General features: G+C 44.7%; 25 protein-coding genes. 15 read left to right on the top strand and 10 right to left on the bottom strand.

Going from position 1 to position 24,751, the window contains the following annotated elements; all coding sequences use genetic code 11:
- Positions 1–3: 3 nt before the first annotated feature.
- The 4 genes from AB4Z08_RS15115 to AB4Z08_RS15100 all read right to left on the bottom strand — a co-directional run bounded on the left by AB4Z08_RS15115 (position 4) and on the right by AB4Z08_RS15100 (position 3,944).
- On the bottom strand, positions 4–882 hold the full coding sequence (locus tag AB4Z08_RS15115; RefSeq protein ID WP_441574587.1) for a DMT family transporter: 879 nt from the start codon (positions 880–882) through the stop codon (positions 4–6).
- An 80-nt stretch (positions 883–962) separates the two neighbouring features.
- The gene (locus AB4Z08_RS15110; protein WP_441574586.1) at positions 963–1,703 is read right to left on the bottom strand and encodes a polyprenol monophosphomannose synthase; all 741 of its coding nucleotides are present in this window, start codon (positions 1,701–1,703) and stop codon (positions 963–965) included.
- 72 nt (positions 1,704–1,775) lie between these two features.
- Entirely contained in the window at positions 1,776–2,549 is a 774-nt protein-coding gene (locus AB4Z08_RS15105) for an exonuclease domain-containing protein (RefSeq protein ID WP_441574585.1), read from the bottom strand.
- Between the two features lie 33 nt (positions 2,550–2,582).
- Positions 2,583–3,944, bottom strand: coding sequence for a UDP-N-acetylmuramate--L-alanine ligase (locus AB4Z08_RS15100; RefSeq protein WP_441574584.1), 1,362 nt, complete (start codon positions 3,942–3,944; stop codon positions 2,583–2,585).
- Positions 3,945–4,253: 309 nt separating this feature from the next.
- Between AB4Z08_RS15100 and ytxJ the strand changes: the two genes are divergently transcribed.
- The 3 genes from ytxJ to aroQ all read left to right on the top strand — a co-directional run bounded on the left by ytxJ (position 4,254) and on the right by aroQ (position 5,741).
- Positions 4,254–4,586, top strand: coding sequence for a bacillithiol system redox-active protein YtxJ (gene ytxJ / locus AB4Z08_RS15095; RefSeq protein WP_441574583.1), 333 nt, complete (start codon positions 4,254–4,256; stop codon positions 4,584–4,586).
- A gap of 110 nt (positions 4,587–4,696) precedes the next feature.
- A complete protein-coding gene (locus AB4Z08_RS15090; protein ID WP_441574582.1) occupies positions 4,697–5,278 on the top strand; it encodes a UbiX family flavin prenyltransferase in 582 nt (193 codons plus the stop codon).
- A gap of 37 nt (positions 5,279–5,315) precedes the next feature.
- Entirely contained in the window at positions 5,316–5,741 is a 426-nt protein-coding gene (gene aroQ, locus AB4Z08_RS15085; protein ID WP_441574581.1) for a type II 3-dehydroquinate dehydratase, read from the top strand.
- A 455-nt stretch (positions 5,742–6,196) separates the two neighbouring features.
- On the opposite strand, the gene AB4Z08_RS15080 is transcribed toward aroQ, so the two are convergent.
- A complete protein-coding gene (locus AB4Z08_RS15080) occupies positions 6,197–6,940 on the bottom strand; it encodes a hypothetical protein (RefSeq protein WP_441574580.1) in 744 nt (247 codons plus the stop codon).
- Positions 6,941–7,094: 154 nt separating this feature from the next.
- Between AB4Z08_RS15080 and AB4Z08_RS15075 the strand changes: the two genes are divergently transcribed.
- Positions 7,095–7,868, top strand: coding sequence for a hypothetical protein (locus AB4Z08_RS15075; protein WP_441574579.1), 774 nt, complete (start codon positions 7,095–7,097; stop codon positions 7,866–7,868).
- Between the two features lie 210 nt (positions 7,869–8,078).
- On the opposite strand, the gene AB4Z08_RS15070 is transcribed toward AB4Z08_RS15075, so the two are convergent.
- From AB4Z08_RS15070 to AB4Z08_RS15055, 4 genes are all read right to left on the bottom strand, one after another.
- Positions 8,079–9,179, bottom strand: a complete 1,101-nt coding sequence (locus AB4Z08_RS15070) for a M42 family metallopeptidase (RefSeq protein ID WP_441574578.1) — start codon at positions 9,177–9,179, stop codon at positions 8,079–8,081.
- A gap of 47 nt (positions 9,180–9,226) precedes the next feature.
- Positions 9,227–10,069: a UbiA family prenyltransferase gene (locus AB4Z08_RS15065; protein WP_441574577.1), complete on the bottom strand. Its 843-nt coding sequence runs from the start codon at positions 10,067–10,069 to the stop codon at positions 9,227–9,229.
- Positions 10,070–10,176: 107 nt separating this feature from the next.
- Positions 10,177–11,715 (bottom strand): acyl-CoA carboxylase subunit beta, encoded by a 1,539-nt coding sequence (locus tag AB4Z08_RS15060; RefSeq protein WP_441574576.1) that lies wholly within the window; start codon positions 11,713–11,715, stop codon positions 10,177–10,179.
- Positions 11,716–11,799: 84 nt separating this feature from the next.
- Complete coding sequence (locus AB4Z08_RS15055) at positions 11,800–12,237, bottom strand: hypothetical protein (protein ID WP_441574575.1); 438 nt, start codon at positions 12,235–12,237, stop codon at positions 11,800–11,802.
- Between the two features lie 149 nt (positions 12,238–12,386).
- Here AB4Z08_RS15055 and AB4Z08_RS15050 point away from each other — a divergent pair, with 149 nt between their 5' ends.
- Positions 12,387–13,370, top strand: coding sequence for a LuxE/PaaK family acyltransferase (locus AB4Z08_RS15050; protein WP_441574574.1), 984 nt, complete (start codon positions 12,387–12,389; stop codon positions 13,368–13,370).
- A gap of 148 nt (positions 13,371–13,518) precedes the next feature.
- On the top strand, positions 13,519–14,382 hold the full coding sequence (locus tag AB4Z08_RS15045; RefSeq protein ID WP_441574573.1) for a hypothetical protein: 864 nt from the start codon (positions 13,519–13,521) through the stop codon (positions 14,380–14,382).
- Positions 14,383–14,398: 16 nt separating this feature from the next.
- Here AB4Z08_RS15045 and AB4Z08_RS15040 read toward each other — a convergent pair whose 3' ends face one another.
- Complete coding sequence (locus tag AB4Z08_RS15040) at positions 14,399–15,118, bottom strand: hypothetical protein (protein WP_441574572.1); 720 nt, start codon at positions 15,116–15,118, stop codon at positions 14,399–14,401.
- Between the two features lie 197 nt (positions 15,119–15,315).
- On the opposite strand from AB4Z08_RS15040, the gene AB4Z08_RS15035 reads away from it, so the two are divergent.
- The 9 genes from AB4Z08_RS15035 (at position 15,316) to AB4Z08_RS14995 (ending at position 24,744) form a co-directional block, all read left to right on the top strand.
- The gene (locus AB4Z08_RS15035; protein WP_441574571.1) at positions 15,316–15,930 is read left to right on the top strand and encodes a sigma-70 family RNA polymerase sigma factor; all 615 of its coding nucleotides are present in this window, start codon (positions 15,316–15,318) and stop codon (positions 15,928–15,930) included.
- Between the two features lie 50 nt (positions 15,931–15,980).
- Positions 15,981–16,205 carry a hypothetical protein gene (locus tag AB4Z08_RS15030; RefSeq protein ID WP_441574570.1) on the top strand — a complete coding sequence of 75 codons (225 nt, stop codon included), beginning with the start codon at positions 15,981–15,983 and terminating at the stop codon, positions 16,203–16,205.
- An 88-nt stretch (positions 16,206–16,293) separates the two neighbouring features.
- Positions 16,294–16,620, top strand: a complete 327-nt coding sequence (locus tag AB4Z08_RS15025; RefSeq protein WP_441574569.1) for a hypothetical protein — start codon at positions 16,294–16,296, stop codon at positions 16,618–16,620.
- Positions 16,621–16,703: 83 nt separating this feature from the next.
- Entirely contained in the window at positions 16,704–17,531 is an 828-nt protein-coding gene (locus AB4Z08_RS15020; RefSeq protein ID WP_441574568.1) for an HvfB family MNIO-type RiPP peptide maturase, read from the top strand.
- Positions 17,515–18,264, top strand: a complete 750-nt coding sequence (locus AB4Z08_RS15015) for an HvfC/BufC N-terminal domain-containing protein (protein WP_441574567.1) — start codon at positions 17,515–17,517, stop codon at positions 18,262–18,264. The genes AB4Z08_RS15020 and AB4Z08_RS15015 overlap by 17 nt, the downstream gene beginning before the upstream one ends.
- A gap of 3 nt (positions 18,265–18,267) precedes the next feature.
- A complete protein-coding gene (locus tag AB4Z08_RS15010; protein WP_441574566.1) occupies positions 18,268–18,699 on the top strand; it encodes an HvfX family Cu-binding RiPP maturation protein in 432 nt (143 codons plus the stop codon).
- 41 nt (positions 18,700–18,740) lie between these two features.
- Positions 18,741–20,003, top strand: coding sequence for a hypothetical protein (locus tag AB4Z08_RS15005; RefSeq protein ID WP_441574565.1), 1,263 nt, complete (start codon positions 18,741–18,743; stop codon positions 20,001–20,003).
- A gap of 62 nt (positions 20,004–20,065) precedes the next feature.
- Complete coding sequence (locus tag AB4Z08_RS15000; RefSeq protein ID WP_441574564.1) at positions 20,066–21,028, top strand: polyprenyl synthetase family protein; 963 nt, start codon at positions 20,066–20,068, stop codon at positions 21,026–21,028.
- A gap of 716 nt (positions 21,029–21,744) precedes the next feature.
- Positions 21,745–24,744 carry a SusC/RagA family TonB-linked outer membrane protein gene (locus AB4Z08_RS14995; RefSeq protein ID WP_441574563.1) on the top strand — a complete coding sequence of 1,000 codons (3,000 nt, stop codon included), beginning with the start codon at positions 21,745–21,747 and terminating at the stop codon, positions 24,742–24,744.
- Positions 24,745–24,751 lie beyond the last annotated feature (7 nt).

Here is a 24,751-nt window from a genome sequence, read left to right as displayed (position 1 = left end):
GGTTTAATGCGCGGCAGTTTTGTCTTTTACTACGCGGAGCATCTGTAATCCAACAGACAACATAATACAGGCCAGGCCGGCATAGAAGGCGTTGTTCAGGAACTTATTTTCATGAAAGAGTACAAAGGCCATCACAATGCTGTACACCGGTTCCAGGTTGAAGCAGAGGTTTACCGTAAAAGGTGAAATCTTTTTCAGCGCATTCATGCTCAGCAGATACATGAGTACCGTGCAAAACCAGGCCAGTACGAAGAGATATAGGAGGTCCATAGAGGATGGCAGCACAGAGGCTACCGGGAAACTATAGATATAAAAAGGCATGCCAATGGTCAATACTACCAGGCCGGCGGACAGTTCGTAAAAAGTGATGGTAGAAGTATCGAATCGTTTGATCAACCGTTTGTTAAATACTGTGAATAAAGCCGCAAACATGGCGGAAATAATACCCAGGATAATACCGGTGCGGTATTGGGTATCGAAATGGAAAATGAGCAGAATGCCCAGCAGGGTGAGCATGCTGAGGAGCATTTCTGCTACATCGAAACGGCGTCTGTTGATCAGTGGGTCAAAGATGGCGGTGAACAGGCTGGTCATGGAAAAGCAGATTACGCCAATAGATACGTTGGAGTATTTTATGCTGCCGTAAAAGAAGAGCCAATGCAGCATTACTATCACACCGGTGCTGCCGATGGGTAAAATATCTTTCCAGGCAAGTTTTTTAAAGGTGCCCTGGAGGCGGAATAAGATGTATAAGGTAATAGCCGTTAACAATAACCGGTACCACACTAACAGCCCTTCGTTCAGGGAGATCAGCTTACCCAGGATCCCGGTAAAACCAGCCAGAAATACGGAGAGATGTAGCTGGAGAAATGCTTTTTTCATGAACCCACTTAATGTATTTAGGGATTTCTTCATTTGAAAAAAATGAAAAAATCCCTAAACAGTAATTTTATGTATAGTAATTAATTCTTCACTCTTACTGCATAATTCCGGAAAAGGCTTTGCCATTGTATTTTAAGGACGCCGAGAACGCCTTCTTTTACAATGCCTTTGCTCATTTTGGAATATCCTTCTTTTCTGTCTTTGAAGGTGATGGCTACTTCTTTGATTTTGAAGCCGAGCTTCCACGCCGTAAATTTCATTTCAATCTGGAACGCGTATCCTACAAACTGTATCTGGTCCAGGTTAATGGCTTCCAGTACGGTATTGCGGTAGCATACAAATCCAGCTGTCGGGTCCCTTACGGGCATCCAGGTGATCATACCTACATAGATGGAGGCGCCGTAAGACAAAACAGCGCGGTCCCATGGCCAGTTTTCGGTTTTGCCGCCTTTTACATAGCGGGAGCCTACAGATACATCTGCTCCGTCTTTGGCACAGGCATCGTAGAGGCTTACCAGGTCTTTGGGATTGTGTGAGAAATCCGCATCCATTTCAAAAATGTATTGGTATCCTCTGGCCAATGCCCATTTGAATCCGTGGATATAAGCTGTACCCAGACCTTGTTTGCCGGATCTTTCTTCCAGGAATAATTCGTTGGGATGTTGCTGTTGTAATGATTTTACAATAGCGCCGGTACCGTCAGGTGATCCGTCATCCACGATGAGGACATGAAAATTCTCCTGTAAGGAAAATACAGCGTCAATGATGTTACGGATATTATCCTTTTCATTGTACGTAGGAATGATGACAAGCTTTTCCAATTCAGCAGATGATATTTTTGGACTGCGAAAATAATTCAATTCCGGCGCAAGATATGACGTTCCCTATTAACATTACATTTTTTTTAACATCATATTATGAAAGATTTCTGACAGTTTCTGTTTGGTATTGAGGGGGAAATCTGCCTTCATCATCCAGTCATAGTACTGTGGTTCAGCTTTCAGGACCTCTCTTACGGAGCGGCCTTTGTATTTGCCGAAGTTGAAGACTTCGTTTCCGCCCTGCATGACGAGGCGGCGGGCAAAGTCGATATAATCTTCTTCTTTGGTAAAATCAGCGAGGGAGTCAATATCTTCCTGTAATTGTTCGTAGCGGCCCAGCTGAGCTTCCAGTATTTCGTAGGTAGCCAGTGCGTCTGCTTCGGCGCTATGAGCGTTTTCCAGTTGTTTATCGCAGTAAAACTTGTAGGCGGCGCCGAGGGTACGTTTTTCCATGAGGTGGAAAATCCTTTGTACGTCTACGAATTTGCGTTTGGACACGTCAAATTCTATTTCTGCACGGAGGAATTCTTCTACCAGTAAAGGAATATCGAAGCGGTTGGAATTGTAACCTGCCAGGTCGCAGTTGTCCATAAACTGTTTTAGTTCGTGGGCTGCCTGTTTAAAGGTAGGGGCATCTTTTACATCCTCGTCCTTAATACCATGAATTGCTGTAGATCCTGCTGGGATCGGCATTCCGGGGTTAATGCGTTTCACTTTGGACTGTGTTGTTTTGTCCGGAAACACTTTGATAATAGCAATTTCAATGATACGATCAGAAGCTACATTGGTACCTGTAGTTTCGAGATCGATTACGGCCAGAGGCCTTTTGAGGAGCAAAGACGGCATTATATAATATTTAGTATTTGTTTATTCAGTGATTTAATTGTTCGGCAATAATTCCTTCAGTTTACTGAAATCAAGGCCATCGTATGTACCGGAACTCATTAATAACAGGTTTGTATCCTGATAGTTCTGAGCGGATAAAAAGGCTTCCAGTTTTTCCCTGTTGTGGAAAACATGCAGGTCATTCCGTCCAAACCGCTGTGCAATCAGTTCGGGGGCAAGATCGGGCATTCTCTTGATTTCCAGGGCATGTTTACTGTAAAATACGGCTGCTACGTCTGCAGTATCCAGTGCGCCGTGGTATTGTTCCAGGAAATCAGCATTTAAACTGCTATAGGTGTGTAATTCCAGTACCGCCACCAGTTTCCGGTCGGGGAATTGGTGTTTGGTCGCTTCCATGGTGGCTTTCACCTTGGAAGGAGCGTGTGCAAAATCACGATAGATCACGCAATGCCCGTTTTTAGCGACCAGCTCCAGTCTTTTTGCGGCGCCCTTAAAGGTAGCAATTGCCGCCAGGAATTCCGCATCGGATAGTCCCAGTTGGTTGCATACGAGTTTGGCAGCGTGCATGTTCAGGAGGTTATGGTCTCCGAATACTTCCAGGCTGGCGGCCTGATCGCCGAAATATACGCGGGTAATGCCTTGTTCGATGGTATGTTTTGGCAAACCATACGGTATGAGTTTGAGGTGGCCGCCTGTGGCAGTCACCAGTTGTACGAGTTCTTCGTCCCCATCGTTGTAAATCAGTACCTGGTCTGGTTCCATCTGCCTGATAAATATGGCAAACTGTTCTTTATATATTTCGTAAGTGGGAAATACGTTGATGTGGTCCCAGGCAATGCCTGTTAATACGGCTATCTGCGGATGGAGGAAATGAAATTTGGGTCTTTTTTCGATGGCAGAGGCAGGGTATTCATCTGCTTCACATACAATAACGGGCGCATCTGTAATATTTACCGATTGGGCAAAACCTTCCAGTCTGGCGCCTACGAGGTAGTCAAATGCCTGGTGATTATGCTGTAAAGCGTGCATTACCATGGCGGTAGTGGTGGTTTTACCATGACTGCCCCCGATGGCTACCCGGGTTTTATTTTTGCTTTCCTGGTAGATGTATTCCGGGAAAGAATAGATTTTCAGGTGCATTTCCCGGGCTTTTATCAGCTCGGGATTGTCTTCCCTGGCATGCATGCCAAGGATGACCGCGTCCAGATCCGGCGTTATCCGGGTAGGGTTCCATCCGGTGTTATCTGGTAAAATGCCCGCCTGTCGGAGGTTTGATAATGCCGGTTCGAAAATTTCATCATCGCTGCCGGTCACCTGGTAACCTTTATTTTTGAGCGCAATGGCCAATTGATGCATTACGCTGCCGCCTATGGCAATAAAATGTACTTTTGTCATAACGCTGGATAATTTCGGAACATCCGAAAATTACATTGTTGTTTTTTTTAATGTATTTTCTATATTTGCAAAATAACGTTACAAAAGACGATTAAAAAAGTGGTCGTATCATATTTCCTGTGAAATTTCGTTTTAGTTATAAATTATAAAACTCCCAGTATGCAATCTTATGTAAGAATTTTGGGCTACACCTGTATGGTTTGTATCTTTGCTGTTTTCTTAACGTCCTGCGCAAGCCATCAGAAATTAGGGTGTCCAATGAAGGGGATGGCCAAGTCGCCTGCGATAGAACATAATAAAGCATGTTAAATGAATTGGAAAACGTTAACCAACGAGGAACAACTATCTGAAGTCAATGCGGTATCAGCTCATCAGCCGGTAGCTATTTTTAAGCACAGTACGCGATGCTCTATCAGCTCGATGGCTAAAGCGAGGTTGGAGCGGGCAGCTGAACCGGAAGGGTTAACGTTTTACTACCTGGACCTTATCTCCCATCGTCCGGTATCCAATAAAATAGCGGAAATGTACCAGGTACCTCATGAATCTCCGCAGGTATTGGTGATCCGCAACGGCGCCTGTATTTACAATGAAAGTCACAGCGGCATCCTGATGGATGAAATTGTTGCCCAATCCGGGTTATAATCTTTTCTTTATTGCTTTTCCGCCAGCCTGGTTTTGCCGGGTCTGGCAATAATGATGTGCTTTCAATAGCAGCAAATAGGCTAGCTTTGCATGATCAATAGCATAGCCAAATGAAACATCGTATAGTAGTAGCAGTTACCGGAGCCAGTGGTTCCATTTATGCGCGCCAGTTGTTGCAGAAGTTGCAGGCGGCGCACGAGCAATTGGACCAGGTAGCCGTAGTGATGACAGAAAATGCCAAAACGGTTTGGGAAACAGAACTGAGAGACGAAGATTATAAACAATTGCCTTTCCACCTTTATACCCAACAGGATTTCCACGCTCCCTTTGCCTCCGGTTCCGGACGATTTAATACCATGATTATCTGTCCCTGTTCCATGGGCACACTTGGAAGGATTGCCACCGGTATTTCCAATGACCTGATTACACGCGCAGCAGATGTAGTGTTAAAGGAAAGGAGAAAGCTGATTTGTGTGGTACGGGAAACTCCTTATAACCTTATTCACATCAAAAATATGGAAGCGGTGACCATGGCCGGCGGCATTATCTGCCCGGCTACGCCTTCTTTTTACAGCGTACCTACCAACCTGGAAGAAATGGCGGCTACGGTAGTAGACCGTATCATTGACCTGGCCGGCATTGAACAACAAACCTACCGCTGGGGCGGCGATAGTAATAATAAACGGGATTAATTATCTTCGTTACATTCTTCATTTTATAACCATTATCATGCAATTAGCTATTATTAACGGGCCCAACTTAAACCTGCTCGGTAAGCGTGAAACAGGCATTTATGGCAGCGAATCTTTCGAGCATTATTTTAAACATCTGCAAAAACAATTTCCAGCTGTCACCTTTACTTATTTTCAGAGTAATATAGAAGGAGAACTGGTGAACTATCTGCATGAAGTTGGATTTTCATACGATGGTATCCTGTTGAATGCAGGTGCCTATACACATACCTCTATTGCGATCCGTGATGCGATTGCAGGTATAAAAACCCCGGTAATGGAAATACATATCAGCAATGTATACGCGCGGGAAGAATTCAGACATACTTCGCTGATTGCTCCTAAATGTATTGGTTGCATCTGTGGACTTGGATTGAAAGGATATCAGCTGGGCGTGGAGTATTTTGGAATGAACGATTTGTAGGGGATTGCCTTCGGCGCGAATTTTTGTCTTTCCCAGGATTATACTGATTTTGATGATTTCCCGGATTTTGTTTTTAAAAGACTAAAAGACGAGGGGAGAACGAAGCGAATTTATCCGCTCCGTTTTCCCCTCATCTTTTAAAATCAAAAAAATAGTGGATGAAGGACACCCATTGTTATAATCAGCACTATCTTTTCATTATGTAGATTCCGTCCAGGCTATGCTTAGCCCCCGCTATGTACATACAGAAGTCGTGCAGGAGAGGTGGACTTGATGCGGGGATGACTTTCGGGTGTATAACCCAGATGAAATTGCATCAGCAAATAGATGGAGGTGAGAACCGGCCATGGGAGGGCTGCTTCCCTACCTGGGGGAGCTGCGGAAAGAGATAGCCTATTTAAAGAAAGCTGGTATAAGAGGGTATTGATCAAAATATCTCGGGAGGCAGGATCGCTTTATTCCAGTTGAATGACAGCCGGATATGCGTATGTATAGGTAAGGCCAGGAAGTAATACCTTCCGCTTGGGGTAAGCACGTTTTTTAGCATATTTGGGCACCTGTGGCGTTGTCACCGCAATAATATCGGCAGCCATGTATTGTCTGTTGCCGGATGGGCCGTCTTCGTACATCGCTCTTACCTGGAAAACCACTACCAGTGAGCCCTGCCCAGGTACATCCAGCGAAACATTTGTTTCCTGGAAAGTGGTATCGGGGGCTATCATGAGTGTAACCGTTTCGCTACCTACCACCTGACGTGATGTAAAATCAATATGCGTTGCGATTACTTTTACTTCCAGCGCAGCCATACCTGTATGCCCGGCGATAGTTTGTGCGGGGATATTTAATATGCCATTAGGGAAAAGCCGTGGCGCCACCGCAAAGAAACGATCTACGCCGGTATGCTGATTGAATCGGAAGCCTGTTATGGCGGCATAATGATCGCCGGCAGCAATGAGTAGCCTGTTGAGCCGATTGATGTGGCCACCGTCACAGTGGATATCCAGGTGGGGGTAGAAAGCATGACGGATAAAAGCGCCTTTCCTGCTGGCGATACCAAAGCGGCGGGATGCGCGACGGGTAGCAGCCGTTTGCTGCACGCTTTGAGGCATGGAGCGCAGGAAGTATTGGCCATTGCGCTTATACCCAATGAGAGGACCGAGTTTTCCCGTAAAGGAAATGACAGACATTTGTTTTGCCATGGGAGATTATTTTGATTACTATAAATATAACATAATCCGTGGAACCTGTTTTGCGGGCGCTGGCAGCAGTTCATTTTCAAATTTGTATATTTCATTGAAATACACTTAATTGCGGGACTCGAATTAAATAACCAGCACCCAGAAAACCATTTCTATGAAACATTTCCTCTCCGGCAGTATGCTGCCCGCAATGATGCTTCTGGCATCTGTAGCATTTACCAGTTGTAATAAAAATGATGATGACCCGGTAACACCCCCACCTGTTCAAACGATGGATCAGTTATACGCGCAAGCCGTATCTGACGCCATGGTAGCAGACAGTAGTGAAATGTCCAATGCCTTATGGCCTATTACATCAGACAATGCCGATCTGCAATGGAAAACCATTAACGGCCAGTCGTATGTACTGCTGGCCACTTTTATGCGCTTTCCATCCAGTTATCCGGAAGGCGATTCCATTACCAATGTATGGGGCGAATCCTGGCTGTTTATACCTAAACAGATGAAAAACAAGGTAGGCCCCTCTTTTACAGCGACCTCGGATACTATTTTGAGAGTATGTCAGCTGTTAGGATTGCCACCGGTAAATTCTAAAACAAATACCCATATCGCCACCATGTGGGTGAAGGCGGAGCGTTTATACCGTCCGGCGGGTAATCCGGCCATTAATACGAAAAGCGCTACTGCGGTGTTGCAGAGCAGTGTGCCACCTACGTATGCTACGTGGTTTAACAACTACATTATTTATGCTTACTACCGGCCATTAACATCCGCCACAGATGCGCATTATCCATGGACCAGGATGGGGTATACCTATGACTGGGCGCCAGGTGTAAGCAGAGTGGGTTTGAGCGAGTATGTGCTACAGGCAGCATCCGGTGCCTGGGTAGAGAAAGTAACCAGGGCAGCAGATTTCTTTAAGAACTAGTGCGCGCGATTTTTTGTTTTGGTTCAGGATTATACTGATTTAGATGATTTTCCAGTTTTTTGTTTTTATGATTTGGAAAGATTAAAAAAAGATTAGCGAAGAATGATGCGGGTATCCACATCGTTCTTCGCTAATCTTTTTTAATCCTGTAAAAACAAAACCTGGAAAATCATCTAAATCAGTATAATCCTGAACCAAGACAAAAACTCGCTACAGGTACTGGAAATTAGTCTTAGGTGTAATGTTCAGTAAGGTCTGATAGATCAGGTGAATCGTATTTTCAATATCATCTTTCTTCACCATTTCTACCGTGGTGTGCATATAGCGTAATGGTAAACTGATCAGGGCAGAAGGGGTACCATCATTGCTGTAGGCAAAAGCATCGGTATCTGTACCGGTGCTGCGGCTTACGGCATGCAGCTGGTGAGGGATATCGTTTTTCTTAGCTGTTTTAATGATGAGGTCACGCAGGATGTTGTGTACTGCCGGACCGTAAGTGATGCTGGGACCGCCACCGCATTTAATTTCTCCTTCAATGTTTTTATTGATCATCGGAGTGGTGGTGTCGTGTGTAACATCTGTGATGATGGCTACATTGGGCTTAATGCGTTTGGCAATCATCTCTGCGCCACGTAATCCTACTTCTTCCTGTACTGCATTTACAATGTATAAACCGAATGGTAACTGCTGTTTCTTTTCTTTCAGCATTCTGGCTACTTCCGCAATCATAAAACCACCGATGCGGTTATCGATCGCACGACAGACATAATAATCGTAGTTCAGTTCCTGGAAGCCATCTGCAAACGTGCATACACAACCTACGTGAATGCCCAGCTCTTCTACTTCTTTACGGGAACGGGCGCCACAATCCAGGAAGATATTTTCAACCTTGGGTTGTGGTTCTTTACCATCGCCGCTGCGGATGCGGGTATGAATAGCTGGCCAGCCAAATACCGCTTTAACGACACCTTTTTCAGTATGAATATTTACACGCATGGAAGGCGCTATTTGTTGATCGGAGCCACCATTACGGATTACATAGATCAGGCCTTCCGGCGAAATATAGTTTACAAACCAGGAAATCTCATCGGCGTGGGCCTCAATAACTACCTTGAATTCCGCCTTGGGATTGATAACGCCTACTGCAGAACCGTATGGATCAACAAAGTGTTCATCAATATAAGGTGTCAGATATTTCAGCCAAAGCTTTTGTCCTTCTTTCTCAAAACCAGTAGGAGATGGGTTGTTCAGGTAAGTTTCCAGGAATGTCAATGATTCCTTGTTGAATATTGATTTCTGCTTTTTGGACATGTTTTGTGGAAATTTTGATCGGACAAAGGTAGGGAAAAAGCAGTTAGTTACAGGCCAACAGCTAACCAATACAGGGCTGCAGATAATGCCATACATCCATCCAGCACAAAGTAAAACAGGTAATCTGAATGACTGTGCTGTGCTTTGCGCGTCAGCAGCGCGGTAATGATTACCGGAATTATGAGCGAGATGACCGCCGTGAGTGTGGTGAATGGCCCCATCAATCCTGCGCTGATAGCTGCTATCAGCAAGGAAAAGTAGTAAAGACGGTTTAGGTTTTTGAGATCCAGCATTGTAATCAGGCTGCGAATGCCTTCTTTTTTATCTGATTCCAGGTCGCGGTAATCAAACAAAATACAGATGGCGTAAATCAGGAAAAAACGATGCAGGGTAAGGAGTATCAGCGGTGTGGCAACATATTTTCCGGCCACCAGTGCGGGCAGCAGCGTAGTTACGTAGGTCCATACAAAAGTGAGGAACAACGTTTTGCCAATAGCAATTTTGCTGAGCCAGCGAAAGGCAGGGTGAGGCACTTTAGGCGCCGAATATAAAAAGGTAAGTATAGCGCTGCCACAGAGTACCAGCCAGTGTTCGCGCAATTGCCAGAAGAACCATCCGGAACCGATGATACCAATACCACAAAGGAGGAGCAGTCCGGTACGGTACCGGTCATTCCAGTGGATTCGTTCAGAAGTGGCAGAAAAGGAGCCTGGTGTCAGGTACCAGTGAAAGTTATAGCTGCAGATAGTAGAAAAGAAAACAAAGAGATAGAAGGTGTTTTGATCATATTGAAGCCCCAGCAGTTGATTGGTTTGCCAGATCATCAGCAGTGCACACAACGAAATATAGATCGAAGTGAAAAGTATGAAATTGAAAGCGCTTCGGAACATAAATTTAGCTTTTAGCCATTAGCTGTTAGCTTTTAGAAAATGCAGCGAAGAGGATGTTATTTGGTCTTTGCTGCATTTTCTAAAAGCTAAAAGCTAACCGCTAACCGCTACAAAGGTATATTGCCGTGTTTTTTTCTCGGCATATTTACTACTTTATTTTCGAGCATCTTGAAAGCTTTGATCAGTTTGATACGTGTCTGATCCGGAGAAATGACTTCATCGATATATCCCTTTTCCGCTGCCAGGTAAGGGTTGGCGAATCTTTCCTGGTAGTCGGCTACCAGTTCATTCATGCGGGCTTCAGGGTCTGGTGCCGCATCAATTTCTTTTTTGAAGATGATTTCCACTGCCCCTTTTGCGCCCATCACAGCTATTTCCGCCTGAGGGAAAGCGTAGTTCATATCAGCGCCAATATGTTTGGAGTTCATCACACAATATGCACCACCATAGGCTTTGCGGGTGGTAACGGTGAGCTTGGGAACGGTGGCTTCACTAAGTGCGTACAACAGTTTTGCGCCGTTGGTGATGATACCATTCCATTCCTGGTCGGTGCCGGGCAGGAAGCCAGGTACATCTACGAGTACCAGCAAAGGAATATTAAAAGCATCACAGAAGCGGGTGAAACGTGCGCCTTTCACAGAAGCGTGGATATCCAGTACACCTGCGAGGTGAGCAGGTTGATTGGCTACTATTCCAATACTTCTGCCGGCAATGCGGGCAAAGCCCACAATCATATTTTCTGCAAAATTTTTATGTACTTCGAAGAAGCTGTCCTTATCGGTGATTTCGGCAATCGCTTCTTTCATGTCATATGGCTGGTTGGGATGAGCCGGTATCAGCGTGTTCAGTGCTTCCCTGATTTCGTTGCCAGGCTCGTAAGCATATACGGGCGCGGTTTCTTCACAGTTCTGGGGCACATAGCTCAACAGCTGTTTGAGATATTGGATACATTCTATTTCGTTGCTGCAGGCAAAGTGGGTAACACCGCTTTTGGCGGCATGTGTTTGTGCGCCACCCAGTTCTTCTGATGTTACTTCTTCGTGCGTAACGGTTTTCACCACGTTAGGTCCGGTTACAAACATGTAGGATGTTTGCTCTACCATCAGGATAAAATCGGTGATAGCAGGAGAATATACCGCGCCGCCTGCGCAGGGTCCCATGATCGCGGAGATTTGTGGAATAACACCGGAAGCCCTGGTATTACGATAGAAGATATCGGCATAGCCACCCAGGCTTACCACACCTTCCTGTATGCGGGCACCACCACTGTCGTTCAGTCCAATGATGGGAGCACCGTTTTGCATGGCAAGATCCATGACCTTACAGATTTTGCGGGCATGTGGCTCTGATAAGCTACCGCCATATACGGTGAAGTCCTGAGAGAAAACGTAGGTCAGTCTGCCGTTGATAGTGCCGTAGCCTGTTACCACGCCATCGCCCAGGAATTGCTCCTGGTCGGCGGTAAGACCGCGGTTACGGTTAGTGACCAGCATATCCAGTTCTTCGAAAGATCCTTCATCCATCAGGAGCTGCAACCTTTCACGGGCGGTCAGCTTACCTTTTTTATGCTGGGAAGCAATGCGTACATGCCCACCACCCAACATTGCCTCGGCCATTTTTGCCTGTAATTCTTCTATTTTATCCATGTGCTAAAAATGAATGGTAAAGCTAAAAATAAAAGGATTCCTTTAGTAAAAGGAATCCTTGGTATGTTGTAAATGTAAGGTAATTTACTTATTATGGTATGGCATTTTGGGAGTAGCAATGGTATCACTGTAATGACCGGCGTTGTCGCGTATAAACACCAGGAAGTGAATACTGTCATTATCAATCTGCACCAGCTTGTACTCATCGGACTTCAGGTTAATGTAAATATCTCCCTTTACTCTGCTGCCCTTGTTAGCTCCTATGCCTGGCATCCCCTTTATAGAATACAGGGTATCCTGATTAGGTCCTCTGCTGTCGAAGATAGAGGCGATCTGGAGGGTATCTTCAATATCGCCATCTCCATCCTCTACCCCCATGATGACGTTCATCTCCTGCAAATCTGCTGTAATACTGTCTACTGAATATCCCTTAAATGTGAGAATAGGTTTGGAACCTATGTTATCCTTTTTACAGGCGTAAAACAAACCGGCCAGCAGGAACAAAAACAGAATTTTCTTCATAAAACAAACCTACATTAATTTAGGAAATATACAAATATTCAGTCATCACAATACATCTTCTTAAAAACGTTTTTTTATGACAATTGTTACTTACTGCGGCTAGATTTATTCTTCTCCCTAACTTTGTATGATTTTAAAGCCAGATTTACATGACCGCGGTATCACCGGAATATATTTTTTCATTGCAGGAAAGTGGGCTGGAATCCGCTGCCCTGGAGCTTTTTAGATATCAGTACCAGGAAAATGACCTGTACAGGGCCTATACGGATGCCCTGCACATATCACCTGCTTCGGTGAAAAGTATCCTGGAAATTCCCTATCTGCCTATACAATTTTTTAAATCCCATACGGTGGTATGCGGCACTTTTGAGCCGGAACTGGTGTTTGAGAGCAGCGGTACTACCCAAACGGTGAACAGCCGTCATCTGGTAAAGCAATCCGCGATCTATACCCAAAGCTTTATGACCGCCTTTGAGCAGTTTTACGGACCGGTGAGTGATTATGTCGTTCTTGGATTACTGCCTTCCTACCTGGAGCGGCAGCATTCTTCCCTGGTGCGGATGGTGCAGGAGATGGTGGAGCGCAGCGGGCATAAGGAAAGTGGCTTTTATCTTTATGAGCATGATAAGTTGTTTCATCATTTACAGGCGTTGGAAGCCCGTGGGCAGAAGGTATTGCTGATAGGTGTTACTTTCGGTTTACTCGATTTTGCCGAGCAATATACCCTGCAGTTGAAACACACCATAGTGATGGAAACCGGTGGCATGAAAGGGCGCCGGGAAGAATGGACCCGGCAGGAAGTACATCATTTCCTGAAGGAAAGACTGGGTGCTGCTGCTATTCATGCGGAATATGGCATGACGGAGTTGTTATCCCAGGCTTATTCCAGGGGAGATGGTATGTTTGAAACCCCTCCCTGGATGAAGGTATTGCTGCGAGATGAGAATGATCCTTTCCACCTTACAGCCGGCAAAGGTGCCGGTGTGATGAATGTCATTGATCTGGCCAATATATATTCCTGTGCTTTCATTGCCACTGAAGACATTGGCAAAATGCATGCTGATGGCCGTTTTGAGGTATTGGGCCGACTGGATAATTCTGCCCTGAGAGGCTGTAGTCTGATGGTAAGCTGAAAGCAAAAAGCAGAAAGCAGAAAGCAAAAAGCTATTGTAGCGGGTCTTTGGCGTGACCATCCGCTAGAATAGCTTTTTGCTTTTTGCTTTCAGCTTACCAGATATATTAAAATAATTTACTGTATATTGGGTGGGTAAAACTATCCCTATGAATAAGCGGGTATTCCTGCTCGGGTGGCTGATCCTATGCAGCACCGTTATACAAGCGCAGTTCCTGAAAAAGATGAAGGACAAAGTCCGGAGTCTTACTACCGCCAGGGCTGATTCTTCCCAGGAAGAAGGACCTTATGAGTTGAGCAACACGAAACCTGCCAGTGACAATCCATCCCTGATCATTGGAGGAGATGAACAGGTAACGATAGATTCCGTATTTGAATTTGATATTGCAGTATACCAGGAAATGGAAGCCTGGCAAGGCAATCAACCGGTCATCAACGGGGGAGAGCAGATTGTGATTTATTACAGCAGCGCCGCGCCCCGAATGGCGATACATTTGTTGAGCAGAAGTACGGGGGCTCGTTACCAGTTTTACGCAGATTTTGCAAAAGGATCACAACTCAGCATCACGGCTATTCACAAAACAGGTAGCGGCACTAAAGAGAAGCTGGACCTGACGACCATGGAGCCTATTTATCCGGGAGAAACCGGTTATTTAAACCAGCTGGTGAAAACGGGCGCCAAGAAAGTAATTGCGGGAGTAGCTTGTGAAGAATACCAGGCCAATAATGTGCAAACGGATTCCAGCCAGGTAAAGGTGACCAGTCATGCACTGATAGGAGCCCGCGTATGGGTGCCATTACAGCCGCATACCCTGTTTCCCGGTTATGCATTTATGCCGGACTATTATAAAGATCAGATTGAATCAATGTTGATAGCAGGCAGTTATCCGCCGGTAGCGATGCCACTGGAAATGCTGCTGGAATATAGTAATGGGGATAAGGTTATCACCTACACTACTGATATTGTAAGCGGGGAAAACCGGGCAGTTCGCATAATGGATGTGATAAAGTAATCGTAATCGGCTGGTATTAAGCATCCATTGCCGCCATGTGCAGCAGGGCCGGTAGCTTACCGGGTTCATGCATAATAGCAGAGAGTGAAGACATATAAGGAAAGGAGTGATGATCCATTCCAAATTTGTGCAACAGGTATACGTCCAGTTGCTCCGGGGAAGTATGCCCCTGTATATAATCGCCCAGGTAAAATAAGAAGCGTTGTCTTTCTTTTTCAGATAGCAGTACCAGTGCTACTTTATCTTTCAGGCTGTTATGTGTGCCGGATTGGAATATTTTCAGGGCCTGTTTGTATTGTGCAATCGCCAGTTCATCAAAAGAAGCAGGCAGTAATTGTGTGCAGAAATAATCTACCGCTATATCACTGAAAAAGCCCGCACCATCTTCCGAATCGGGTTCATTATGCCAGGTGGCCCATTCGAATAGCTGTTTGGGCGTAATAAAGCCAGTCAGCATAGCTTCCAGCTGATGTATTACACCTTCCCGGCTGGGAGTAGTATCGGTGGCATTGGAAATGGCGGTTACGATGTCCTGGTAATAATTTTCATTCATTTCACTGGCCGTCTTAAACAGCAGGCTGCTCACTTCGGTGTGGGAATCTTCCGCTTTGTCGTGCATTGGCGTAACACCTCGTAGCTCTTCTATGACCTCCTGCCTTGTTTTAGTACCACGTAAATATGCCTTTAATAAAGTAATAAAGTAAACGGACGTTACAGGCGACATTTCATTTTTCATGGGCCGAGTTTAATTCATATTTCATTGGGTACGTGCCAAAAATAGTACAAAATGCTGAATAGTGGCTACCCCCTTTGCTGCCATTTACCAATCGTTAACTGCCGGTCATCCGCCTTTAACATTTTTTTGGGGTGGAGAGAAATCTAAAAAAGCTAATTTTCCGTAAGCTTCTACAGCAATATATGCAAAACAAGTTTATGAGAGTAGAAGCTGCTGACTCAACTGTACATCAATCTATGATAGCCTGTAATCCTACCGCATGGGTGAAGTTATACGCCGATGAATTATATAGATTTGCGGTAATTAAAGTATCGGACAACGGGCTGGCACAAGACCTGGTTCAGGAAACTTTCCTCAGTGCGCTGCAGGCGAAGGAGCAATTCCGGGGCGAGAGCAGCGAGAAAACCTGGCTGATGGCCATCCTTAAAAATAAAATAGCAGATCACTTCCGGAAATCCAATAAGGCCGCAATTACGATAAGTATAGATGAAGAGAAAACCGGTGATAGTGATCCCCATCATTTCTTTTTTAATGAAAAAGGACACTGGCGCAAAGAAATGGCCCCTAAAGCCTGGGTATCAGAAATAAGCAGCAGACAGGAGCAGACAGATTTTTACAGCATACTACGCACCTGCATGGGTAAATTGAACGATATCGGCAGACAAGTGTTTAATCTGAAGTACCTCGAAGAAAAAGAATCGGCAGACATTTGTAAGGATTTATCTATTACTGCGTCTAATTACTGGGTAATTATTCACCGGGCAAAATTGCAACTGAGAGCTTGCCTTGAAAAAAACTGGTTCAGTAATTGACAATGGGACAACATAAACATATATGGCCGCCTTGTTGTAAAGAAGCTACTATGCTGGTGGAAAAGCAATTACAACAACAGCAATCATTGACATTACTGCAAAGAATAGGTTTGAAAATACATCTTTTATACTGCATTTATTGCCGGCGGTACGCGAAGCAGAGCCAGGCTATAGATAAGCATATCGATGGATTTATCACGCAAACGGATATACTCCCCGATGAATCGTTGAAGCTCAAATGGGAGAAAATGATTGTAGAAGAAATGAAAAAATAATTTGAAGTACCTGTAAGGATTTTTTAATCACCACGTCTATACTATCAAGCACATAAATTTTTTCACTCAGTTTTTAAATCTTCAAAACATGAAAAACAACAAAGTATTATTTTCAGGTTCTCTCGTTGCCAGCGCTATCTTAGGTCTGGCTGCCCTGCAGGTATCTGCAAAACCAGTTAGCTATACTAACCTGGGTTCCGGCGCTGCTGTAAGAAATGCTTTAACCGGCACTTCCGGCAATGCTGCCAATACTATTGAACTGGCTTGTGGCGCAAAGAAAGACAGCGCTTCTGCCGGTAAAGCAAAAGACGGTAAATGTGGTCAGGGCAAATGTGGTGAAGGTAAATGTGGTAATAAAAAAGGTGGCAAGAAAGGTGGTAAGCAAAAAAGCGACTCTACCAAATCCGGCCAGTAATTATTTGAATAACTGAAAGGTCGGTAGGGTAAGTAAGCCGGCCTTTCACTATTTTACCTTAACACCAATTAAATAGTACGATCATGGTAGGTGTTGGTTTTCGCAGAGAGTTTGCCGAAGAGATGATCAGCGGTGAACATATCAGGCCCGACTTTATTGAGTTTGCACCTGAAAACTGGATGAACATAGGTGGTTACTGGAAGAAGGTATTACACCGTGTGGTGGAAAAATATCCGGTCTTATGTCACGGTCTTTCACTGTCAATAGGCAGCCCGGAAGAACTGGATAAAGAATTTTTAAAGTATATCAAAGCCTTTCTCAACGAATATAAAGTACAGTTATATTCAGAGCACCTGAGTTATTCCAAATGTGATAATGCGCATATGTATGACCTGTTACCCATTCCGTTCAGAATGGACGCAGTAAAGCATATTGCCAGCCGTATACAGCAAGTGCAGGATTACCTGCAGCGCCCACTGGTGATGGAAATAGTATCCTATTATACACCTGTGGCTGCAGAAATGAGTGAAGTGGATTTTATCAAAGAAGTAGTAAAGCAGTCCGGCTGTCAGCTATTGCTGGACGTCAATAATATTTATGTGAATGCTTTCAATCATCAGTACGATGCCAAAGCATTTATTCAGCAACTGCCGCTGGACAAAGTCGCTTACATTCATATGGCCGGCCATGAACAGGTAGCGCCGGATCTGATTATTGATACACATGGAGAACCTATTATAGATCCGGTGTATGATCTTTTTGAATGGACTTTACAACACCTGCAGCCCGTACCGGTATTACTGGAAAGAGATTTTAATATTCCGGAAATGGCAGAACTGCAGGGAGAACTATCAAGACTGAAAAGTATTTGTCACAAACAATGGAAATTGAAAAATGAACTTGTTGCCTGACACCTATCATATACAGCAAACTTTTTCTGCCTATTGCAGAACAGGAGAAAAAGTGAAGCTGCCCGGCGTAGCACCCGAACGGCTGAAACACTATCGCCGCATGGTATTCAACATGATCAATGATACCATGGAAAGTGCTTTTCCGATTGCATTTAAGAATATTCCTGTTCGGAAATGGAACGGGATGGTAAAGCATTTTTTTTCCCATCATGCATGCCAGTCTTACCAGGTATGGAAACTTCCCCTGGAGTTTTACACCTATGCTGTAGAGCATAATTGGGAAGATGAATACCAGTTACCATTTCTGATTGATCTGCTCGCATTTGAGTGGGCCGAAATGGAAGTGTACAACATGGAGGATGTGCCTGTGGCTCCCTTTGCACTCACCGGCGATTGGCTGGAAACACCATTAGTATTGAATCCGGAGCACCGGCTGTTATCGTTCCAATACCCGGTACACCTGATGGCGAAGCCGAAAGCACTACTGGCGAATAAAGGTATTTACTTTGTGTTGCTATACCGGCATCCGGAAACCGGGAATGTGGAGTTCACGGATGTATCGCCCTGGCTGGCCTTTTTAACAGAGCAACTGGTGATGGGGATAACGGTGAGGGATATACTGGATTATGCACCGCAGCTGAATATAACGGATACGGATACACTGGAATATGATACGTTGAATTTTTTGAAACATATGCAGCAGCAACATTTTGTGCTGGGATTTCAAATATAACATATGCGCACCTACGCTGTTTTGGCCCGCCGCTTATCGGCATTAAAGGATATACCGCTATTGTTGATGCGGTTGGTATTGGCTTATGGCTTTTACCTGCCTGCGAAAATGAAATGGAGCGATATACATGGTATCGGCGACTGGTTTGGTACACTACATATCCCCCTGCCCTATGTCAGTGCCTACCTGGTAGGTATCACAGAAGTAGCTGGCGTTATACTGTTAACCCTTGGATTGTTTGTTCGTTATATTACCTTACCACTTATTTTTAGCATGATAGTAGCCATTGCTACGGTACACTGGAGTAACGGCTTTGCCGCCGGTGACAATGGCTTTGAAATTCCTCTCTATTATATCGTCATGTTGTTTGCCCTTTTTGTATTTGGGGGTGGGAGGATAGGTATTGATTTTTTCCTGGAAAGGAAAATAAAGTGAGTGGCGAGCCGTTTAATGGGTCAACCAACGTCAATGCCCCTATGAAAGCTGCTATATGTGTACTGCTCCTGTGTTTGTTTTCTTTTCACGATTATCCTCCTGTCGGAAATCCCCGGTATGATTTTTTGGATAGTATTAAAGCCGGAATTGGTAATACCAGGTGGCATCTCAACAATAATATGGATGAGTTGTCAGTGGCTGGCTATGCCCGGGAGGCTGCGATGTATGAAGATTCTCTTTTGGGAAGAGGACCTGACATACTGGTAAATTTGCGGGAAGATGAGATCGTAGATGCCAGAAAATATGTTCTGGACCAGGCTGATAAATACAGGGTTATCCTGATTAACGAATCTCATGGTAGACCAGAACACCGGTTATTCACCAAATCTTTATTGGCAGGACTGTATAAGAAAGGATATCGTGTTTTTATGGCGGAAGGGATTTGGCCCGATCATGAGCTGGACAAAAATCATTACCCGATCAGTACAGATGGTGCTTATCTCAATGAGCCTAATTACGGGGAATTAATCCGGTATGCATTTAAGTCCGGTTACCAGGTTAAAGGATATGAACATCCTATCAGGGCTACATGGGACGACAGCATAAGACTGGATCAATTCGGTTCTGTTAGGTATGTAGCTTTTGATCCGCCTGATTCTATGATCATTACAGTGAAGCCGGATGGAGAAAGTAGTGTTTATTATACTGCTTCCCGGGAAAAAGGACAGGCCGCCAATATCTATAAAGTAATGCGGGCCAATCCGAAGAGTAAGTTTATCATTCATGTAGGGCATGCGCATTTGAATAAAGACGGGACGATGATGGGGTCTCAGTTATGGGAGTTGTTGCATTACCAGCCGATGTTGTGCATAGACCAGGATCAGACGCTGCGGCGTTATGTGATTGATTCTCTCAAAAAGGATACGCTGAAGTTAGGGACGCCCTATGTGCTGCAAAACCGCAGTACGCATAAATACTACCGGGATAACTACTCGGTAGACTGTTCTCTGGTCAACGTTGAGCCAAAGGATTCTCTTTACCGGCCCAGTTATCTTTTTAAAGATGTGGAGCCAAGAATGGTGTATAATATCCCTGCAGCAGAGTTGACAGATTACCCTTGTATGTTTGCGGCGTATTATCCCCATGAGTTAAAAGCACAAAATGAAAAAGCGATCGCACTGGATGTAGTATATGTGAATGATCCCCGGCAGCTGCCGCCATTACTGCTTTACAAGGGGAAGTATACTATCGTGAAAAAGAACAAATACGGTGTATACAGCACTTTTGATACAGATATAAGATAGTCGCCAAGGGATTTTCGTGCAGATGTAGTAATTTCGGCCCCGTTCATAGTTGATCAATTACAATGCAGTTAGCCAGGGAAACGATAGGAAGCGAATTACAGCGGTTTGAGGAAATATTCAATAATGCCATGCAAAGCGATGTGCTGTTGCTGAACAGGATCATGACCGACATTGCAGCCCATAAAGGTAAGCAGATGCGGCCTATGTTTGTGTTGCTCTGTGCCCGTTTATGCGGTGACATTAATGATGGCAGCTATCGGGCTGCCCTGCTGGTAGAGATGCTGCATACTGCTTCCCTGGTACACGATGATATGGTAGATGATGCTATGAAGCGTCGCAGCGCCTTTTCTGTCAACGCACTCTGGAAAAATCGTGTATCCGTGATGGTGGGGGACCAACTGTTTACCAAAGGCGTACTCCTGGCGCTCGATAATAATGACCCCGGCCTGTTGAAAATTTATTCCGCCGCCATACAGCAAATGATTGAAGGGGAGTTATTGCAGATGACCAAAGCGAATAAACTGAGCTTTGAAGAATCGGATTATTATGACCTGATCAATGCTAAAACCGCCTCTTTCCTGGCTGCTGCCTGTGCTGCGGGTGCATCCTCCACCTCGGACAACCCGGCAACCGTGCAGTTACTACACGACTTCGGACAAAAAGTAGGCATGGCCTTTCAATTAAAGGACGACCTCTTTGATTATGGTAAAGAAGATGTGGGAAAACCTACCGGTAATGATATTAAAGAGAAGAAAGTAACGCTGCCCCTGATATATACCGTCCAGCACGCCGACCCTGTGTTAAAGAAAAAGATACTCCACATTGTAAAGCACCAGCATACCGATAAAGACAAAGTAAATTTTGTGGTGGACGCAGTCAATCAATCCGGAGGATTACAATATGCTGCCGAAAAAATGATGGCTTACCGCGATGATGCTTTCCACATTTTATATACTTTTCCTCCTTCTCCTATCCGTGCCGCGCTGGAAGAATTAGTGCGGTATACCACTGACAGAGCTTATTGATTTGCCTCGTTTTTGCTTTGGTATTTATGATGTTTGAATGAATGGTTAGAGCGTGGTCACTTTTGCCGTGCATAAGATACCTGTAATAGATTGAAGTGCGCGTGAAGAATAAATCTATTGTAGTGAACGGGGAATTCGAAAAAAGAATGATGGAAATTAAAGCTGTGTAATCAGCAAGGAAAAAAGCTTCCTGAATTAAATTTTAAAAATAATTAGCAAAAAACTATGAAAAATCCTTTTAGCTAATTACATTTGGCTTGTAGCGTTAAATAAACAACCAGAATTTAAAGAGCATTGATAGTACTGATAGACGGTGTGACCCTGTGTTTAATGTAGTTTCCCCGCTGTGTATTGGTATTAGCAATTATTGAAAACCAAAGGAGTACAGATCGATTTAAAAATTTCACGTTCATTAATCTTTTTCCATGACTCATCGTTCATTGCAACCTGTTAGGGAAGCGCGCTGCCCCTAAAAGCCTCCGGTACGTTATGTTTTAGCAGTTGTCAGATATGGTAAAGTTATGCTTATGCTGTTAGTAGCATATAGCGGGTTAACCTATTGTCCATCTGCCACCATGGCGTTCTCCCAGACTTAACGATAATTGATATTTCCTGAAAGGGAACAGGGCTTGCTATGCCTGTAAGTGCCAAAAAAAATGATTGCCGGTGTAAAGCTTCTTTACGCCATGGGATTCTCATTCCTAAATATTGCATGTATGAAATACATTTACTTTTTCCTGCACCGGGGTATTTATTTTTTTGCAGCGGTGTGCCTGGTATCTACCAATACACAGGCGCAGAATATGCTGTTTAAAAAAGCCAAGGATACACTCGCCTTAAATGCGGATTCACTGGCTTTTTCAAAAGTAGTGTCTACGAAAAGAGACACTACGGGATATCTTCCCAATAATGAACTTTTTTTGAAAACCAGCAGGAACGGCGCTGTTTCTTCCGTAAATATTATGGAAGTAAAAAAAATGCCTTATACCAGTATAGACCAGATGCTGATTGGCAGAGTAACGGGAGTGGATATACGAACGCCATCTGCTGAACCCGGAAAACGCAACAGCGTATTTATACGCGGTACCTCTTCTCTGTTGCTGAGTAACCGTGATATCTTTTATGCACAGCCTACTTACGTGGTAGATGGTGTACCGTTGATCATGGACCACGCTTTTGCTTACGATATACAGCGTTTCGACTTTAACCGGACGGGCACAGAAACCAACCTGTTGTCTTTCCTGGATATCAATGATATTGAAAGCATTGAAGTGTTGAAGGATTTCGGCGCCAGCGCCAAATACGGACCCAATGCGGCCAACGGCGTCATTAACATTATTACCAAAGCACCCCGTGTAGGACCGATGAAAGTATCGGTGAATGCATATGCCGGTTTATCCTTGCGACCTTCGGTAGATGCGGTGAATGGAAAGTATGAGAGTGATTTCCGTCTGCCGTTTTATCAAAAGTATGCAGACGAAACACAGTGGCGGAACTTTCCACGGTACCTGGCCGATTCTTCGCAGGGACGTTATTTCGGACCTGCCAACTGGGATGATCTTTTCTTAAGAAATGGATTTACTGATGGCATACAGGCTGCCGTTAGCGGTGGTACACCATATGCTAATTTCCGTTTCAGCATAGGACAATCTTCCCAACAGGGCGTATATGATAAAACCGGCATCAAACGCTATGATGTAAATTTTGGTATCAATATCCAACCGGTAAAGAACCTGGTATTTACCACCTATGTGGCTATCGCTAACCTGAACCGCAAACGGAATGAATTTATCCGGGACAGGGCAGGTGACGAAGATTACCTGTTTAACTACGATGCGCCTCTTTCTCCCAACAAAGCTTATCTCCAGCAATATTATACCGACCTGGAAAATACGATCAACCGGAATAAAAATAACTCCGCCCGTATCATCGCCAATGTGAAGTATAGCTTCTTGTCGCACTTCACCTGGAACACCCGTTTCGCGATCGACTACGGACAAAACTTCCGCGACTTCTTTGTGCCAACAGCATTAGGTGAAGGGAATAGTTATGTATCCAATTTTGATGGATTGAATAAGCGCCTGGTATTGGATAATTCGCTGCATTATGAAAATACTTTTTCCGGCAAACATCACCTGGACGTGACATTGGGGCAGTATGGCCAATGGGATAAATGGCGCTATGATTATGGCCGTGCCTACAAAGGATCCAGTGATTATGTGAAAATATATCAACCGGGAGATGATAACAACAAGCCTGGTCGTTTTGGCAATTTCCGCCTGATGTTTAATACGAAAGACTTTACACAGTCGCGTCTGGCTTCTTTCTATACCAACGTAGGGTATAATTATGACAGCAAATATTTTGTGTCTCTGTATGTGAGAAGAGATGGTACTTCCTACCTGGATGCCAACAACCGCTGGCTGGTATCGCCTACTTTATCCGCTTCGTGGAGAGTGACCAATGAAGATTTTGCCAAGGGATCTTCCTGGCTTAGTAACCTGAATGTACGGGCCAGCTGGGGGCGTGTAGGCCGTTTGATGATGGATGAACTGTATAAGGCAGGGCCGGTGTATAATGTGGATGCCGGATGGACAGGCGTACCTAATATGTCTACCTATAACGCCTTCCCGGCTATCAATGCGGCGTATGGTACGGGCTATGTGGTGCCGGGCACTTCCTGGCCGGTAGTAGAGCAATTGAATGGAGGCATCGACATCGGTTTATTTCATGATCGCCTACGGGCATCGCTGGATGTATATTCCAAAACAGACAAGAACCTGGTGCTGAAAATTCCTACACTGGAGGAAGAAGGATATACCGGGATCGTTAAGAATGGCATGGATATCCGCAACTACGGCTATGAGTTGTCTATCGAAGCAGATGTGGTTCGGGGTAAAAAGTTCCAATGGACCACAGGCATCAACATGTATACCAACCAGAATAAATTGGTCGCCTTACCTGGTGGCCTGACTGACCTGGTGATCAGTAACCGCCGTTTTTTAGTGGGCAAACCTGTTGATCGTTACTGGCTCCTCATCAATGAAGGCATTTATAATTCAGATGCAGAAGTACCTACCAATCCTGCCACCGGGAAGAAACAGTCGTACCTGGGCGTAGCACTGCGCAAGGGAGATCCCAAATGGAAAGACCTGGATGGCAATTTTGATATCAATGATAAAGACAGGGTGATGAAAGGACGGATGGTGCCGGCCGCACAGGGTGGTTTTAGTAATACTTTTCACTATGGCGAATGGGAGGTAAATGTATTACTGAATTATGCATTTGGCGGTAAGGTGATCAACCAGGTATTAGCTGATCGTTTTGATTTTGCCAACCGCGAAGGTATTGATGATCCGAAAGCAATCAAAGAAATCAGCTGGTGGTCTAAAGTAGAAGGAGACTACAGTAAAATTCCGCAATACAATCCCTGGAGTGCTGTGTATGCTTACCAGCCTAACCAGACTTTATTCCTGGAAGATGGCTCTTATGTAAAGCTGCGTGCATTAACCGTGGCCTACAACCTGCATACTGCCTGGATGAAAAAAGCGGGCGTAGATCATTTGCGTGTGTATGGTACCGGTAACAATCTGCTTACCTGGACGAAGTACAAAGGTGGTGATCCGGAAGCAGTCAGCTATTTCGGCTATGACGAAGGCTACTACAACTGGGCTGCTCCGCGCACATTTACACTGGGCTTTAATTTTCAATTCTGATGTTAAA

The organism is Chitinophaga sp. RAB17 (assembly GCF_052114225.1).
Classification (GTDB): Bacteria; Bacteroidota; Bacteroidia; order Chitinophagales; family Chitinophagaceae; genus Chitinophaga.
This window is presented reverse-complemented; position numbering and strand designations above follow the sequence as displayed.

Bases quoted from the DNA above. Each gene is read 5' to 3' on its own strand.
- AB4Z08_RS15065 (WP_441574577.1), bottom strand. From the start codon at position 10,069: ATGTTCCGAAGCGCTTTCAATTTCATACTTTTCACTTCGATCTATATT.
- AB4Z08_RS15050 (WP_441574574.1), top strand. From the start codon at position 12,387: ATGACCGCGGTATCACCGGAATATATTTTTTCATTGCAGGAAAGTGGG.
- AB4Z08_RS15010 (WP_441574566.1), top strand. From the start codon at position 18,268: ATGCGCACCTACGCTGTTTTGGCCCGCCGCTTATCGGCATTAAAGGAT.
- AB4Z08_RS15070 (WP_441574578.1), bottom strand. From the start codon at position 9,179: ATGTCCAAAAAGCAGAAATCAATATTCAACAAGGAATCATTGACATTC.
- ytxJ (WP_441574583.1), top strand. From the start codon at position 4,254: ATGAATTGGAAAACGTTAACCAACGAGGAACAACTATCTGAAGTCAAT.
- AB4Z08_RS15015 (WP_441574567.1), top strand. From the start codon at position 17,515: ATGAACTTGTTGCCTGACACCTATCATATACAGCAAACTTTTTCTGCC.
- AB4Z08_RS15115 (WP_441574587.1), bottom strand. From the start codon at position 882: ATGAAAAAAGCATTTCTCCAGCTACATCTCTCCGTATTTCTGGCTGGT.
- AB4Z08_RS15055 (WP_441574575.1), bottom strand. From the start codon at position 12,237: ATGAAGAAAATTCTGTTTTTGTTCCTGCTGGCCGGTTTGTTTTACGCC.
- AB4Z08_RS15100 (WP_441574584.1), bottom strand. From the start codon at position 3,944: ATGACAAAAGTACATTTTATTGCCATAGGCGGCAGCGTAATGCATCAA.
- AB4Z08_RS15090 (WP_441574582.1), top strand. From the start codon at position 4,697: ATGAAACATCGTATAGTAGTAGCAGTTACCGGAGCCAGTGGTTCCATT.
- AB4Z08_RS15035 (WP_441574571.1), top strand. From the start codon at position 15,316: ATGAGAGTAGAAGCTGCTGACTCAACTGTACATCAATCTATGATAGCC.
- aroQ (WP_441574581.1), top strand. From the start codon at position 5,316: ATGCAATTAGCTATTATTAACGGGCCCAACTTAAACCTGCTCGGTAAG.
- AB4Z08_RS14995 (WP_441574563.1), top strand. From the start codon at position 21,745: ATGAAATACATTTACTTTTTCCTGCACCGGGGTATTTATTTTTTTGCA.
- AB4Z08_RS15075 (WP_441574579.1), top strand. From the start codon at position 7,095: ATGAAACATTTCCTCTCCGGCAGTATGCTGCCCGCAATGATGCTTCTG.
- AB4Z08_RS15080 (WP_441574580.1), bottom strand. From the start codon at position 6,940: ATGGCAAAACAAATGTCTGTCATTTCCTTTACGGGAAAACTCGGTCCT.
- AB4Z08_RS15005 (WP_441574565.1), top strand. From the start codon at position 18,741: ATGAAAGCTGCTATATGTGTACTGCTCCTGTGTTTGTTTTCTTTTCAC.
- AB4Z08_RS15030 (WP_441574570.1), top strand. From the start codon at position 15,981: ATGCTGGTGGAAAAGCAATTACAACAACAGCAATCATTGACATTACTG.
- AB4Z08_RS15105 (WP_441574585.1), bottom strand. From the start codon at position 2,549: ATGCCGTCTTTGCTCCTCAAAAGGCCTCTGGCCGTAATCGATCTCGAA.
- AB4Z08_RS15025 (WP_441574569.1), top strand. From the start codon at position 16,294: ATGAAAAACAACAAAGTATTATTTTCAGGTTCTCTCGTTGCCAGCGCT.
- AB4Z08_RS15000 (WP_441574564.1), top strand. From the start codon at position 20,066: ATGCAGTTAGCCAGGGAAACGATAGGAAGCGAATTACAGCGGTTTGAG.
- AB4Z08_RS15040 (WP_441574572.1), bottom strand. From the start codon at position 15,118: ATGAAAAATGAAATGTCGCCTGTAACGTCCGTTTACTTTATTACTTTA.
- AB4Z08_RS15060 (WP_441574576.1), bottom strand. From the start codon at position 11,715: ATGGATAAAATAGAAGAATTACAGGCAAAAATGGCCGAGGCAATGTTG.
- AB4Z08_RS15045 (WP_441574573.1), top strand. From the start codon at position 13,519: ATGAATAAGCGGGTATTCCTGCTCGGGTGGCTGATCCTATGCAGCACC.
- AB4Z08_RS15020 (WP_441574568.1), top strand. From the start codon at position 16,704: ATGGTAGGTGTTGGTTTTCGCAGAGAGTTTGCCGAAGAGATGATCAGC.